This is a genomic window from Longibacter salinarum (genome assembly GCF_002554795.1).
GTDB classification, from domain to species: Bacteria; Bacteroidota; Rhodothermia; order Rhodothermales; family Salinibacteraceae; genus Longibacter; species Longibacter salinarum.
Genome location: NZ_PDEQ01000006.1, coordinates 222641 through 237473, shown reverse-complemented (window position 1 = coordinate 237473; position 14833 = coordinate 222641). Strand labels below are relative to the sequence as shown.

13 protein-coding genes and 1 pseudogene are annotated in these 14833 nt (G+C 59.3%); 2 read left to right on the top strand and 12 right to left on the bottom strand.

All coding sequences use genetic code 11. The features are described 5' to 3' along the window. Positions 1–169 precede the first annotated feature (169 nt). From mnhG to CRI94_RS12660, 6 genes and pseudogenes are all read right to left on the bottom strand, one after another. Positions 170–455: pseudogene (mnhG, locus tag CRI94_RS18160) on the bottom strand (monovalent cation/H(+) antiporter subunit G); the annotation flags it as partial. Continuing rightward, entirely contained in the window at positions 452–757 is a 306-nt protein-coding gene (locus CRI94_RS12680; RefSeq protein WP_098076288.1) for an MrpF/PhaF family protein, read from the bottom strand. The pseudogene mnhG and the gene CRI94_RS12680, both read right to left, overlap by 4 nt. Positions 758–1222: 465 nt before the next feature. Beyond that, entirely contained in the window at positions 1223–1837 is a 615-nt protein-coding gene (locus tag CRI94_RS12675) for a superoxide dismutase (RefSeq protein ID WP_098076286.1), read from the bottom strand. Between the two features lie 415 nt (positions 1838–2252). Further along, on the bottom strand, positions 2253–3251 hold the full coding sequence (locus CRI94_RS12670) for a quinone oxidoreductase family protein (RefSeq protein ID WP_098076284.1): 999 nt from the start codon (positions 3249–3251) through the stop codon (positions 2253–2255). Positions 3252–3343: 92 nt separating this feature from the next. Further along, positions 3344–4279 carry an MBL fold metallo-hydrolase gene (locus tag CRI94_RS12665; protein ID WP_098076281.1) on the bottom strand — a complete coding sequence of 312 codons (936 nt, stop codon included), beginning with the start codon at positions 4277–4279 and terminating at the stop codon, positions 3344–3346. Positions 4280–4618: 339 nt separating this feature from the next. Next, entirely contained in the window at positions 4619–5683 is a 1065-nt protein-coding gene (locus CRI94_RS12660; protein ID WP_098076279.1) for a saccharopine dehydrogenase family protein, read from the bottom strand. A gap of 245 nt (positions 5684–5928) precedes the next feature. On the opposite strand from CRI94_RS12660, the gene CRI94_RS12655 reads away from it, so the two are divergent. Then, a complete protein-coding gene (locus tag CRI94_RS12655) occupies positions 5929–6771 on the top strand; it encodes an SDR family NAD(P)-dependent oxidoreductase (RefSeq protein WP_179862291.1) in 843 nt (280 codons plus the stop codon). Positions 6772–6793: 22 nt separating this feature from the next. Here the strand turns inward: CRI94_RS12655 and CRI94_RS12650 are convergent, their stop codons facing one another. The 4 genes from CRI94_RS12650 to CRI94_RS12635 all read right to left on the bottom strand — a co-directional run bounded on the left by CRI94_RS12650 (position 6794) and on the right by CRI94_RS12635 (position 11772). Further along, entirely contained in the window at positions 6794–7123 is a 330-nt protein-coding gene (locus tag CRI94_RS12650; RefSeq protein ID WP_098076275.1) for an SCP2 sterol-binding domain-containing protein, read from the bottom strand. A gap of 173 nt (positions 7124–7296) precedes the next feature. Further along, positions 7297–8874: a 4-coumarate--CoA ligase family protein gene (locus CRI94_RS12645; RefSeq protein WP_098076273.1), complete on the bottom strand. Its 1578-nt coding sequence runs from the start codon at positions 8872–8874 to the stop codon at positions 7297–7299. Between the two features lie 289 nt (positions 8875–9163). Beyond that, positions 9164–10687: a M20 family peptidase gene (locus CRI94_RS12640; RefSeq protein WP_098076271.1), complete on the bottom strand. Its 1524-nt coding sequence runs from the start codon at positions 10685–10687 to the stop codon at positions 9164–9166. A gap of 230 nt (positions 10688–10917) precedes the next feature. Further along, positions 10918–11772: a crotonase/enoyl-CoA hydratase family protein gene (locus tag CRI94_RS12635; protein ID WP_098076269.1), complete on the bottom strand. Its 855-nt coding sequence runs from the start codon at positions 11770–11772 to the stop codon at positions 10918–10920. 392 nt (positions 11773–12164) lie between these two features. Here CRI94_RS12635 and CRI94_RS12630 point away from each other — a divergent pair, with 392 nt between their 5' ends. Then, entirely contained in the window at positions 12165–12710 is a 546-nt protein-coding gene (locus CRI94_RS12630; RefSeq protein ID WP_179862290.1) for a peroxiredoxin family protein, read from the top strand. Positions 12711–12851: 141 nt separating this feature from the next. Here CRI94_RS12630 and CRI94_RS12625 read toward each other — a convergent pair whose 3' ends face one another. Beyond that, positions 12852–13301: a MauE/DoxX family redox-associated membrane protein gene (locus CRI94_RS12625; protein WP_098076265.1), complete on the bottom strand. Its 450-nt coding sequence runs from the start codon at positions 13299–13301 to the stop codon at positions 12852–12854. 69 nt (positions 13302–13370) lie between these two features. Then, on the bottom strand, positions 13371–14705 hold the full coding sequence (locus CRI94_RS12620) for an efflux RND transporter periplasmic adaptor subunit (protein ID WP_179862289.1): 1335 nt from the start codon (positions 14703–14705) through the stop codon (positions 13371–13373). Positions 14706–14833 lie beyond the last annotated feature (128 nt).

Sequence of the window (14833 nt, the reverse complement as noted above, 5' to 3'; positions counted from 1 at the left end):
TTCTTCGGGTCGACGTCAGAAAACAGGGCGCGTCGATCCCCTTCGTGAAGCGCGTCCGTACGATGCACAGGTACGTCGTTTTCCGGCGATGAGCTGCGGATTTCAAGGCGTCCTTGCTCCTCCACAACATCGCGAAACGTCTGGCGCCACTGATCAACGACGGTTCCCTGCCACATCGACACGCCGCCGAGATACCCGGCCCGGCCGATCATGTGTGCAGACACCGGAGCGGTAAGCAGGACGAACAGGATGACGACGATTGCCCGTGTGGTAAAGCTCACGTCGCCCATATATACAGCGACGCCTACAAGAAGGAGACCGATCCCGAGTGTGCCGGCCTTTGTGATGGCGTGCATCCGAGTATAGAGATCGGGCAGTCGAATCAAACCAATAGCGGCTATCGACATGAAACCCGTTCCCGCCAGCATGAGCACGGCGGCAATGATCTCGCTCATAGTTCCTCTTGGGGTTCGTTCGACTCGACGCGTTCGATATAACGAGCCACTGCGACGGTGCCAAGAAACGCAAGAAGGCCCAAGACAAGCGCAGCGTCAATGTACGTCTCCTGGTTCGAGAGCACTGCGTAGGCACCCAGAAAGCCCATCGCGAGATAAGCTACGAGGTCCAGCGCCACGACGCGATCCGGCAGACTGGGACCGCGCAGAACACGTGTAAACGCTGCGCCAATCGCGAGGCTTAAAACCGCGAGCGTAATATAAACGACCCACTCGATCAGCGTCAGATCAGTCAGCGTCATGAAGCGTCGCCGGGAAATACAGTGGTAGGGACGGGCAGCACCTCGGGACCATGCACTTGTGCACAGTCTATGGACGTTCGTCCTGTTATCATCGTGGGGAGGACGAACGGACTCCCTGTGTGGCCACACATGTTGGACGCACAACCGAGATACCGCTTGTTTTTCGATTTGTAATGGTACGCGGAGACAGCGAAAGTATCCAGTTTTGACGTAACGTGAGCGTCACTGCGTGCGGCATTCATTATCTCTTGCTAAACGCGGCTCCTATTTCGGCCTCTTCCCTACGCTCGGACGCTACGAATTCAAGGGGACGCGCAGCACGCCATCCACCTGACACCCCCGACGGACGCGACCGCAGCCCCCTCCGTTTGCTGGTATATCACAAAAAGGGCAGCGGACGTGAATCCACTGCCCTTCGAGCGTCAAGCATCAGACGGATCCGCTACGCGGCCGTCGGTGAGGGAGTCAGGATGTGATCTCCTCGTAGTTCTCGTTCACGGCATCCCAGTCGACCACATTCCAGAAGTGATCGATGTATGTACCACGCTCATTCTGGTAGTGCAGGTAGTAGGCGTGCTCCCATACGTCCAGTCCCATGACGGGCTGGTGACCATCCATCAGTGGGTTGTCCTGGTTCGGCGTGCTGAGAACCGTCAGTTTGCCGTTGGCGTCGGCCACGAGCCAGCCCCAGCCGCTACCGAACTGGCCTCCCGCCGTATTGCCAAACTCCTCCTTGAAGGCGTCGAATGAGCCGAACTGTTCATCGATGGCATCGGCCAGCGCACCCGTCGGTTCGCCGCCGCCATTCGGCGACATAATATTCCAGAAGAGACGGTGGTTGTAAAACCCGCCGCCGTTATTCCGGACCGCCGTCTGCACATCTGCTGGCAGGTTATTGACAGCCGACAGAAGTTCTTCAATACTATGCTTCTGAAGGTCTTCGTAGCCTTCCAGGGCAGCATTCAGCTTGGTCGTATAGCCCTGATGATGCTTGGTATGATGAATCCGCATCGTGCGCTCATCGATATGCGGCTCGAGCGCGTCGTAGTCGTACGGTAGATCAGGAAGAGTGAAAGCCATAAATCAAGTTCCTCGTTTTCGGTTGGAAAGTCCGAACGTCGGATTGTAGAACCGTGCAAGGTTGCCGGCCGGCATGGCGGAATGCACTTCACTCCGCCCCCGACCTGTTCAATCATTCTGCTACATACAACCTCCTACAAAATCCGGTGTCGTTACGGCGCCACGGGCGGTTTGTTTTGTGATTGCCATCCGGTTACAACCTCGTGGCCACGGATGCAACGCGCGTGAATCGTCAGAGCAATTCAATGACTCCCACACACGGCGATACACACGTGATAGATGACCGAGGTTTACCCGAAAATGGCAGATTTAGCAAAAACCACCTCAGCATGTTCGAACGCCCGAAGGACATCCAACGACTGAAACGGGCGTCAGCATGCATCTAGCATTGATCACCTTAGATCGACGGGTCCTGCTACAACTTCACGACGACCTTTCCTCGACTCTCCCCGGTGTGCAGGTATTCGACTGCGTCCGGAATGGACTCGATCCCCTCGAAGGTGCTCTGATCGATCGACACCTGCAGCGCGCCGCTGTTGACCAGCTTCATGAGCCGGCTCATGTGATCGGCGAACGACTCGGCGAAGTGTGGCAGGAAAAAGCCGCGGATTGATGCACTCTTCGGCAAAAGCTTCGTGTAGATCCGCTCAGACGACACTTTCTCCGCCCCACCTTTATACTCGCTCACGTAGCCAATGCTGAGGAGGCGACCGTACCGCGCCAGTGCATCCACGCACGTATCAAAGAGTTCACCGCCGACGCCTTCATAAACGAGGTTCACGCCACTTGGATACTCGCTCCGGAGCACGTCCCGGACATCCTCTTCGTTGTAATTGATCGGATGATCGCAGCCGAGCTCTTTGAGAAGCTCCATCTTCCGCTCGTTCCCGCACGTTCCAATCACGTGGTTGCCAGCCCGTTTCGCCAGTTGCACAGCGTACTGGCCCGTTCCGCCGGCGGCCGCGGTCACCAGAACGGTTTCACCGCTGGACATGTCGCCAACCTCTTCCAGTGCGATCGATGCCGTCAACCCGCTGACCATGATGCTTAGTGCCTCTGGCGTAGGCTCGTCGACCGGAAGGGCGTTGCTCGCACGGACCACGTTGTACTCGCGGTACCCACCGCCCAGTGTGCTGGTTACCACCGCATCTCCGGGCGACAGGTGGCGAACCTCGCTCCCAACCTTCTCGACAATGCCGGCCGCTTCCGCACCAAGGTCGATCGGCGGCTTCGCACCGGGCTGATACCGTCCGGCCGTGATATTTACATCCGTCGCATTAATTCCGGCGTATACATTTCTGATCAGGACCTCATGCGGTTTCAGTTCCGGTACGTCCTCCTCGACTAATTCTGCTGCATCACGGAAATTGGTCGTGAGCTTGGTCGCAATCAGCTTTCTGTACGTCTTCGCCATCGGGTGGAAAGAGGGTCTTCGCGAGAGGAAAATGGTCCCATCGGGCTACGCGATGGGATAGTCATGGTATCGAGACAGGTGCTCGGCAGTAATCAGCCGTTTCCGGACATCGCGTGCTTGCGCCAGTAGCGTGCGAGACCATTCCACGAGTCCCGCGGCTGCCCGAAGCGTTCGTACGCCTCCCAGTACGCCTCATCTGTGTGACTGCGCATGCGGTCATTTTCTTTTTCAGCAAATCGAGCGGCAAGCTCCGCATCATCCTGCTGCTCTGTCGAGTCGAGCGTGAGACGCACGGTCTCGGCAAACGCGTCGATTCTCTCGGCGACAACACGGATGTGACGCTCCACGTCTTCCGACGGGCCGAAGTGGGTGAGAAAAATTCGGTCGGGGTTCCAGGCCAGAACTTTCTCCAGGCTCGTCGCCCATGCGGGAAGATCTACGTCCGGTGGAGGCATCACAGGAACGATGTAGTCGGAGCCGTGGACTCGCATGCCACCGACGTCACCAATAAAGGCCGTGCCACTGGCCGTGTCGTGGTAGCTCACGTGGTGTTGGGCATGGCCGGGTGTGTAGGAAACCTCGATCGCGCGGCCGCCGATGTCCAGCTTTTCTCCTCCCTCGAGAACCGTCACATTCTCTTCCGGCACCGGTTCGAAATCACCCCACAGGCGATCCATGTCGTCCCCGTATATGCGGCGAGCGCTCTTGAGCAAGCGACCCGGACGCTTCATGTGGGGAGCGCCGCGTTCGTGCACAAAGACGCGTGCATCCGGCGCATGGTGCTGGATGATTGTGCCCGTCGACCCGGCATGGTCTAGATGGATATGCGTGAGCAGGAGACCGGCTACGTCGCTCCAGTCGTACCCGGCGCTCTCCAATTTCGACGACAGCGTGTCCAGAGATGTCGTCGGACCCGGATCCACGAGAAGAGGCCCCTCACTAGTTTCGAGTCCCGCCGTCGCAATCAGGTTATCATGACCGAGGTATTCGGTGTCCACGTACCATGTCGACTTGTCGATCCGATTCATAGCGGCAAAAGACAGCGATTGGTTTATCGATTTATGTGCAAGAACCCGAGTCCGGGTCTACTCCGCCCTCTCAAATTTCTCCTGCTTCAGCGCCGACTTTTCTACGGCCCACTTCGGGCCAAAGAATACGAGCCCGAGACCTGGATGTCGACCGATTCTCGCTGTCGATACCTAACTTTTTCGTGACTGTGGAATTCCGTGGATTGTGCGTGGTGGATAGTGCATTCGATGGTCGGAGACGGCGCGTATGATTCGGCAGGGGTCATTGGCACGTGGCGGTGGTGCCCACCTCTTCGCCCCTCGCGTAATCCGCCCTCCGAAATCCTCAATCCATAATCCTCAACCCTCAACCTTCCCCGACTCATCCAACACTTCGACGCCCTCGAAGTGGCGAACAAAGTGCGAGCCGAAGGCCGTCGACGGAGTCTGGAAACCTGGCGTTGCACCTCCGTCCAGAACGTGCTGTGCTGCTGCGACCGACGTTTGTGCCGTAAAGGTATACCCTTCCGGCCCTTTCAGTCGGGCAGTGACCTCGTCCCCTGCATCATTCGTAGCGCGCCCCCAGACCAGCGTGACTCCCTGCTCTCGCTCGTCTTCGTCCGGTCCGGCCGGCTGCATGCGGACGAGAGCCTCGAGCACGCGCTTGACCGGCTCCCACTTCAGCAACCACGAAATGTAGCGGCTTAGCCGGAGTAGCGTAATCGCATTGTTCGGCAAATACGTGTAGGCCGTCACATTGGGTATGCCGGTCGAATGGTACGCGGTCGACACATCGCCCCACGGGATCGAGACCACTGTTTTTGGTCCCCGGCCGAAGTCGACCTCGCGCGTCGTCCAGGCTGGTGGGACCGTGACGATCCGCCCGTTGCGGCGCACCATCCCGCCCTCGCCGAGATTCGAAACGGCCGTCAGGGCCGTGCCACGCGACACACGGCCCAGTCCCATGAACGCGATCTCGAGCGTGGTGGCATCGGGCAGTTGCTCGGAAAGATATTTCGCCGTGCAGTCCGTCGGCACAACATCGAATCCGACGCCCGGGCATACCATAATGCCCGCCTCCTTCGCTTCCGCGTCCCGCTTCGCGGCCGCCTCGAACACCTCGATCTCCCCCGTGATGTCGAGATAATGCGTTCCCGTATCGAGACACGCTTGCAGCATGGGGGCCGACGTGTGCATGAAGGGTCCCGCGCAATGGAGAACCACATCAACGTCTTCCAGCCCCCGCCGAATCTCTCGCGGCATGTCGAGGCTGAATACCCGTGCCGGCAGATCGTATTGCGTAGAGATCCGATGGACCTTCTGTGCGTTCCGGCCAGCTACAATCGGGGTCAGCCCCCTTTCGACGGCCTGCTCCGTGACGAGTTGGCCGGTGTAACCGTACGCTCCGTAGATGAGTAGAGACATGGACGCTGTAAGTTGGACGAGAGTCTGATAAAGGAGCCGATGACGTCGGGTCCGCGCTTACGCTTGTTCGAACGTCAGGCTCCGGATCGGTGTCATTTCGCCTCAGCATCGTGGGGTCGTTCAGACTGTGATCGCTGGAGGCGTGGGAATAGACATCCGACGGGATGGCGTGTGATCGTGTAATTTATGCCTTATCATTGTCTTGGCATCATCCTCGACTCTACAACGAACCTGGGATCCTGCGCATGCCTCTTGCCCTGACAAGTCGCCTCACCTCACACCGCGCATTCATCACGGGCGCCGCGTCCGGTCTCGGCCGAGCGTTTTGCCGCCACTTGGCGCGCGACGGCTGGACGATCGGACTCGCAGACATCGACGCCGACGGTCTGGCGGAAGCGGCCCGAGAGATGCAGAACCTCGGTGCGGCCACTCATTCGGTTGAGCTTGACGTGACGGATGCGACTGCATTCGAGGCCGCAGCAAATGATTTCGTAGAGGCGACTGGCGGGATCGATCTCGTGATTAACAACGCAGGCCTCGGTGCTGGGGGCCCGTTCATGGATTCGACAATTGATCAGTGGCGCTCGGTCATTGACGTCAATCTCCTCGGCGTGGTGAACGGGTGCAAGGCCTTCGTTCCTCATCTCCAGCGCGGCGGCGGACACCTGATGAACATAGCAAGCATTGCCGCTGTGGCCTCAGCGCCGCGGATGTCAATGTACAACGTGACCAAAGCCGGCGTCCGCTCCCTGTCCGAAACATTGTACGGCGAACTAAAGGACGACGGAATTCACGTCTCGGTCGTGATGCCATCCTTCTTCCAAACAAACATCGATCGAGACCTTGTCGGCCCCGACTCCGCCCGGTCGATGACGCAGGCGCTGATGGCCAAATCCGACCTCTCAGCTGCAGACGTCGCGGAGCATGCTCTGGAGAAAGCTGCCAAAGAGACGATCCACGTCATCTATCCGACGTGGATGTCTCGCATGATCTGGTACTGGAAACGCCTCTTTCCGGGTAGTTACGTACGAAGCCTTCCCGGGCGCGAAGAGGAGGCCAGAAATTTCGCCAATCGATCCGAAAGGTGATCTGAGGCAAACGGGACCGCCATTACACGTCAAACAAGTTCTGGAATTTGGTCGCCATCGCCATGGAGCCGGAAACCGACATCTCGCCCTGCATCATCAATGACATCGGGTTGGCCTCTCCACGGTGAATGTCCAGCCAGTGCTGGGCCGTCGTCTTAATCGTGACTTCCGGGTCGGCGTGTCTGCCTTCCTCAATGTCTAGCGATTGATCCGCAATCTCGAGATAGTAGGTCCCTCCCTTCTCTCCAGAAATGTCAAGTTGCACGACGCCATCCATTCCCTTTGCCGCCTCCGGATTAAAGGCGTTCGGGTACAGCTCAAGCAATTCGGGCACAGTCGAAAAAGCAGGCATCGTGTTCAGCGGTTTTTGCCGTCATGTAGGGATCGAGAGAAGCGTCCACCCTCACGCACAAAAAAGCGGACAGGGTATTTCGGCAATCGTCCCTACAATCGCAGGTTTCCCCGTCGAGGAATCATAACAACTTTGTGGGACCACACTCGCACCGCTTTCTCTCGCTCGTCGCGCTACGCATTGGCTCGCTCGCGCTCCTGCTTCACGAGATCACGACGTAGGATTTTACCGGAAGCTGTTTTCGGAATCTCATCAACGAACTCGACGAGGCGGACCTTCTTGTACGGCGCAACCTGGGATGCCACGAATGTCATGATGTCCTCCGCGGTCAGGTCTCGGGCGTGCTGCTTGCGCACGATGAATGCCTTTGGGACCTCGCCCGCTTCTTCGTCTGGACTCGGGATCACGGCCGCATCGGCCACGTCGTCGTGCGACTGAAGCACCTCCTCAAGCTCTGCCGGAGCGACCTGATATCCCTTGTATTTGATGAGCTCCTTGACGCGATCGACGATGTACACGTATTCGTCCTCGTCGACGACCGCCACATCTCCGGTGTGAAGCCAGCCATCTCGATCAATCGTATCGTCGGTCGCCGCCTTATTGTTGTGATAGCCTTTCATGACCTGCGGTCCACGGATCCAGAGTTCTCCTTTCTCGCCCGGATCCACATCGCTCTCGCCCGCCACGTCCACGACGCGAAATTCGGTATTCGGCACGACGTGGCCGACGGAATCGATCGGCGTATCCGTCGCATCGCGCGGCACCAGGTGGGTCACGGGACTCGTCTCGGTCATTCCGTAGCCCTGCTTCACCATACAGCCGATGCGTTCTGCACAGTTTTCAGCCACCGAAACAGGGAGCGGCGCGGCCCCGCTTGTAATGTAGTCCAGACTCGAGAGATCGTAGTTGTCAATCACCGGCTGCTTCGCGAGTCCGAGGATGATCGGCGGGACCAGGTACGCGCTCTTGATCTTGTGCTCCTGGACGAGGCCACAGAACGGCTCCATCTCGAACTTCGGCATGGTAATCACCGTCGCCCCTTGACGGAGCGCCATGCTGAGGATGACGGTCATCCCGTAAATGTGGTAGAACGGAAGTATGCCCACCGTCCGCTCCTCAGGCTGGATTCCCTCGATCGGAACGCACTGGCACACATTTGCCACGAGGTTCCGGTGGGTCAGCATCACGCCCTTCGGTAGACCCGTCGTGCCGCTCGAGTACGGCAGGGCGGCGACATCATCTGAAGGGTCAATATCAAGCTCCGGCGCTGGCGAATCCTGTCGCATGAGGCTGGAGAACGGCGTCGCCCCCTCGGCCTCGCCAAGCACAAAGACCTCCTCTATCCCGGATGCGTCGGCAGCCTCCTTCGCTTTGTCGAGGAAGGGCGGGACCGTCAGAAGGAAACGAGCGCCGGCATCCTCGAGCTGATGCTGCGCCTCGTTCGCCGTGTAGAGCGGATTCAACGTCGTGACGACGCCCCCCGCACGCAAAATGCCGAAAAACGCAATCGCGTATTCCGGCACATTGGGCATGTAAATGGCAAACACATCGCCCCGTCCGAAGTCGCGTTCGGCGAGACCCGCTGCGAAGGCTTTGATCGCACCTCCGAGTTCACCGAAGCTGATCGTGCGACCGCTGGGTCCATCGATCAACGCCGGCTGTTGCCGACGGTCTTCGAATCCGGACATGACATACTCCGGCAGCGATACATTCGGAATTTCGACGTCAGCGTACGGGCTGGTGTAAGGCATGGACGGATCAATTGGCTCGCGGACGGGAGGACGAACACCGGCAGCGGCTTCTCTCAAACGCTAGAAGCTCTCAACGGCCGCACCGGCAGCAACACGTCCATCATACGGCGCGGACACCGACTTCGCAAATCCTTCACGGTGCCCTTATCTGTGCCAGAACCGATCCATGCAACGGGAATGGTATTCCTCGTTGTCGGGCGCCGATGCATCTGCGTCACGTCGCAGACCCACAGAAATCCGTGCGCAGCCCTTATGCCAGAACCGTATGTCCGGCCGTTGATCCGACTGGTCAGGCCGACCGTTCGTGAGCAGTCACTTCCGGTGCCTCAGACGCGGCTCCGTCCGATCCAGGGGCATCGCCGAGCGCGTCGGCATTGCGGACGATCTGCATGTAATAGGCGATCATCGTCCGGTAGCAAGAGATAGAAATACGCTCGTTGATCCCGTGAATGCGGTGCTTATCATCCTCCGTCAGGCGGAACGGTGCGAAGCGGTACACATGCTCCGAGATCGATGCGTAGTGGCGACTATCCGTCGTCCCCGGCACCAGGAACGGGGCAACAACAACACCGTCGGCGACCTCTCGGATGGTGCGCTGGACGAGATCGAACCACTCATCGTTCATCGGAGAAACGCGCGTCGGCTCGCCCTGCTGTTGAGGATGCAACGTGATCGGCAGGTCGGACAGTTGGGAGCGAACGTGATCCATGACATCTTTCACGCTCTCGCTCGGCCGGATTCTGAAGTTGACAACGGCACGGGCGGTGCTCGGGACGACGTTGTCCTTGACTCCGGCATCGAGAATGGTCGGCGCCGTCGTCGTGCGGATGGCAGCATCCGTCGTGGGATCCTTCGTCAGAGCCCACGTGATGAGGCCGCGCAGCAGCCACAGGTTCGCAAATGCCGTTTTGCCGGCCGGTCCCATCTCGGGAGCGATAAACTGGAGCGTTTCGCCGGTGACGCCCGACAGGCTCGCCCGCAGCGGGTTGTCCCGAAGACGCTGGACCGCCGTGGTGACAACATCGATGCTCGTTTGCTCCGGTGGGATGGACGAGTGACCGCCCATGCCGTCGGCACGAATTTCTACGCTGAGGTAGCCTTTCTCCGCGACCCCAACGAGTGCGACCGGCTCAGACACATCCGGAACGGCGCCCACCGTGATTGCTCCCCCTTCGTCAATAACAACCGAGGGCGACACCCCGTGTTGCTCAAGATAATCTGCGATCGCAGCGGCACCATCTTCCCCGCCGACCTCCTCATCGTGACCGATTGCAAGGTACACGGTACGGCGCGGCGAGTAACCCGCGGCGATGAGCATTTCCATCGACTCGAAGAGCGCGATCGCTGATGCCTTGTCGTCGAGGGCACCGCGACCGTAGACGAAGTCGTCTTCAATCACCCCGTCGAACGGACCGTGGTCCCACTGGTCAGGCGCATCGACCGGTACGACATCATAGTGTGCTGCAAGAACGACCGACCCCGAGTCGGAATCGGTTCCCTCCCAGCGATAGAGGATGCTGTGCTCATTGATTTCCGTCCGGTCCATGGCGTCATGAACCTTCGGAAAGGCCTCCTCCAGGTACTCCCGGTAGGCACGATACGCATCGGCGTCGATCTCAGACGGATCCCGCTGCGTGATGGTCTTAAACTGAAGTGCCCGCGCGAGCCTCCGAGGTGCCTCAGGGTCCAGGTCAGGAGCGTCAATTCCGCGGACCGCGACCTGACGGGTCCGGAACATTGCCGTGCGAATGGCAAGGACGGCGAGCAAGACGAGCAGGGCAAGACCCGCCAAGAGCAAGGGATCGAGACTCATACAGAGTGGAAAACCGGAGCGATGCTGGTAGTCTGTGGAATATAGCGCCGTGATCGGGATCCAGAGCCGCGCACACTAGATCGAGATGCGCTCAACCTCACGGTAGGGGCTACGCTTAGAAAGCGCAATCAACGCGTTGACGTTTCGGTAACGCCTCAATGGGTCTTGACGGCTTCTCCATGCGCAGCAAGGCTCATCAAAGGAGCAGACGTTATTCAGGTGCTTCTTCCCTATTTGCCGGAGAAGTTCGGCGCACGCTTGTCCATGAACGCCGAGACTGCTTCCGCAAGATCTTCGGACTGCAAAAAGGCGCTATTCCAGAGAGCGACATGTTCAAGGCCTTCCTCGACCGTCTGAGATCGTCCGGCACGAAGGACGGACTTCGCACCCTGGACCGCGAGCGGAGAATTCGAGGCGATCTCCTGTGCCATTTCGCCGGCCGCACGATGAAGGGATTCATCGCTATCGTACCCGTGGTTGACCAGTCCGATTTCCTTTGCTCGCACCGCGTCGACGTCTTTTCCCGTATATACCAGTTCAGCCACGTGCCCGTCGGAGACGATTCTGGGAAGGCGCTGAAGCGTCCCGAGGTCTGCGACCATGGCCAGCCTCGTTTCTCGGACGGAGAACGTCGCGTCGGATGCGGCAAGCCGGATATCGCAGGCCGTCGCGAGATCGACCCCTCCGCCGATGCACGCACCATGAATCGCTGCGATCACCGGTTTCCTGCATTCGTCCACCGTGGTCATCGCTTTCTGCATGTACCGAACCTTCTCGAGAAGCTCCTGTCGGTTCTGCACGGGTGATTTATCAGCGTCCGGCTGCAGCACATCCATTCCCATCGTCTTAAGGTCGAGCCCGGCGGAAAAGGCCGATCCTCGCGCTGCAATGACAATGCACCGGACCGACGAATCCTCGCTAAGTGCCGCCATAGACGCCGGCATGTCAGCGAAGAAGTCCGGGCCCATCGCATTGAGTGCACCCGGCCGGTCGAGCCAGACCGTTGCGACCGCTCCATCGCGCTCAACGCTAAGGACGTCGGAGTCAGGAATCGCTTGCGCTTCAGTAGACGTGTCTTCAGGCATCGACAGATTTCGGAACCGGTGTAGGAGACGGCGAACATTCGCTGATCACGCATACAATTTACGTCATGCTCCTGTACCCGATGCGACGGACTTCGATCCAACTCCGGTCAAGCAAGACGGAATCCCTTTCCCTCCACCAAGGGGAGTGGATCGGCGCTTGCGTTTCGTCAAGCAGACCATCACTCTGATGGATGATACCGTTCACTCACCGGCCGCTCTCTGCCGGCTGTCCCGGTCGCGAACAAAGTGCCCACATGGTACTGAGCACCTCCGCGAACGGTGACCGCAGAAAGAAATGCATCTTTCTGGTCCGGCGCGCGTCCATGTTTATGCATCGGGCGTCTGTACCGGTGCCCCTATGTTCTCGCCTTTCAACTGCCCACGCTTCCCACATGTCTAAGCGTACCCTCGCCCTCGGCCTCCTCGTGATCGTGATTGGAGCGATCGGCTATTTCGGATATGGAATGCTAACCGAGTCCGAAGCGGAGAAACAGGCTCAGACGCAACAGCAGCAATTCCCGAGCGGCATCCTGCAGACCACTGGCGGCGGCACATTTGAATTTGCCAGCGTCCCGAAGGACCGACCCGTTGTGCTGATGTTCTTCAGCCCCACATGCCCCTACTGCCAGCAGGAAACTGCAGAGATCGTTCAACACAAGCAGCTTCCACAGGACGCAACGATCCTGATGGTCTCAACCTTTGCGCGGAATGCCCTGCAGGCCTACGTGAAAGAGTACAACCTGGACCAGTTCGACAATATTCGCGTGCTTCGCGATTTCGGTGGATCCCTCTTCCAGAAATACGGCGTGGAGGGCGTGCCGTACACGATCGTATATGACGAGTCGCACCGGTACGTGCGCGCTTTCAAAGGAAAAGCCGACGTAAACCGCCTCTACGCCGCAGTCTCATCACCGGAAACAGTAGAGTCCGCCAACTAGGTACATCCTTTAACCGGAAAACGCCGGGTACGGCTTACAGAGCGCCCCACCCCGTTCTCTGATTCTCGTCAGAGAACGTGCGGTGCGGGCGTTTTCCTTTTGCCATTCGATGCGCGAACGGCCCGCCACCGGTCCGTTCCATTACGCCTCCGCTTTCTGCGAAGCATCGGTCAGCAAGATGCCGGTCAGGATAATGGCGAGAAGGACCAGGTTACGCACGAGGGTCCCTTCAGCCGATAGATCGAGTCCCAGCGCCCCGAAACAACCACAGGTGGCGACCACCTGATCGCTCATCACGATGGACCCAACGACGAAGGTAAAGATCGCCACCAGAACGAAGGTCGCTGTAAACGCAGCCATTAGGTGCCGTCCCCAGGCCAGCCAACCGACGAGGACGAGCTCACTCAGTGTGACGAGATAAACGATGAGCGTGGCGTAGTCGACGAACACAGAGTCCGCTCCCATGACCACGCCGACAAGAGATTCGGCGCCCGTCGGATCGAGCAATTTCCCAATCCCGGACAGGAGCAGAACCAGACCAAGGAGGAAGCGGACCGCAATGCGGCCGATGCGGGTCAGAGATGTGCTCATAACGATTTTTGCGTGTCGAATCAGGGTCGCGCTTCTGACGGAGTCGCTAACTCGTTCGAGAAGCCGAAATCAGTATGCAGAAGCCTCCGTGAAGGTGTCCACCGACCGGCGTGCCCCCGGCACCAGCTCGCGCGCAACAGCGTCCTCGGGAGCAACGATGACCGTATCTCGTGCCTGCAGTTGACCGCTCACCTGGGCCACAGACTCCGAACGCAAGCCGACAGCCACCTCGACCATGTGGACCACACCGCCTGTTAGCACGAACACGACGCGTCGGAGGTCATCCGGTTCTCCGGTGGGCGGGCGACGCAACCGTGCGAACTCTGCCACGGCACTGGAGTCCAGTCGTGATACGTTCCTCGTCGTGACGGCCGCCCTCGGGACGGCGAGTGCATCCGCGATCGACGCCGCCAGAATTCGCACCTCCCCGCTCATCCCCGGACGCAGCACGGGCACGCCCGATTCGTCAGCAGAATCGGTAGCGGTCACCGACACGGGCTCGAGCCGGGCTGCTAATTTATGTGGGCTCGTGACTCGAACGTGGACCGGATACTCGGGCTCCGACGCCGATCCGATCCCTCCCTCTCCCATCCGGGCGGCATTTGCCAGTTCGACGACCCGCCCTTTCAGGAGACGCTCGCCGTACGACTCCGTCTGAATCTCGGCCGCGTCGCCGACATCCACGGTGCGGATCTGGTCTTCCGGGACGGAAACGACAAACTCCATGGCTTCGGGACCGCCGAGTCGCATTATTTCCGTCCCTTGAACGCGCATCGTTCCGAGGACACGCTCACCCACCTCCACGTTGAGCTGGGTAACGATTCCTGTTATCGGCGTAGAAATACGAGTCTGCTGCGCCAGCTCGCGCGCCCGATCGAGTAGGGCTTCCGTCTGCTTGACGGCCGCTTCTGTAGCCTCCAGCCGGGCAACGGATTGATCGTAAGCGGACTGCGCTTCCTGCACGGACGACTGCGGCACCATTTCGCGTTCGAACAAACGCTCTTCTCTCGCGAGCGTCCGGGCAACACGGAACGAATCCGCACGGGCCGCCGCGACATCTGCCTGTGCCCGAAGAACCGACGCACGACGCTGCTGGATGGCCGCTCGATAGTCGTCGTCGCGAAGACGGACCAGTGGGTCACCTTCTCGCACACGATCGCCCTCTTTGACGTAGAGCTCCATGATCTCGCCGGATACCTCCGACCGGATCGGGATCTCAACCGACGGGCGGGCACGGCCGAACCCTTTCACGACGCTCTCGATGGGCCGCTCGGAAATGCCGGCCGTATGAACACCCGGCTCATCGGACCGAAAATACGTTTCGTACGCAAACGCGCCGCCGGCAGCAAAGAGAATCAGAGCCGCGATTCCGGAGAGGACCAGTGACTGTCGGCTTAACTCCATGGGGGTATCGGTAGAGAGAGGATGGGGACCGGCCCATGGTCGGCCGGATCGAGGTGAAAAAGCAGGGTCTTGAATGTCAGCCTGTTTTGCGAGTTTCCCAAACCCACCCTCTGTCGCAACGCGACCGT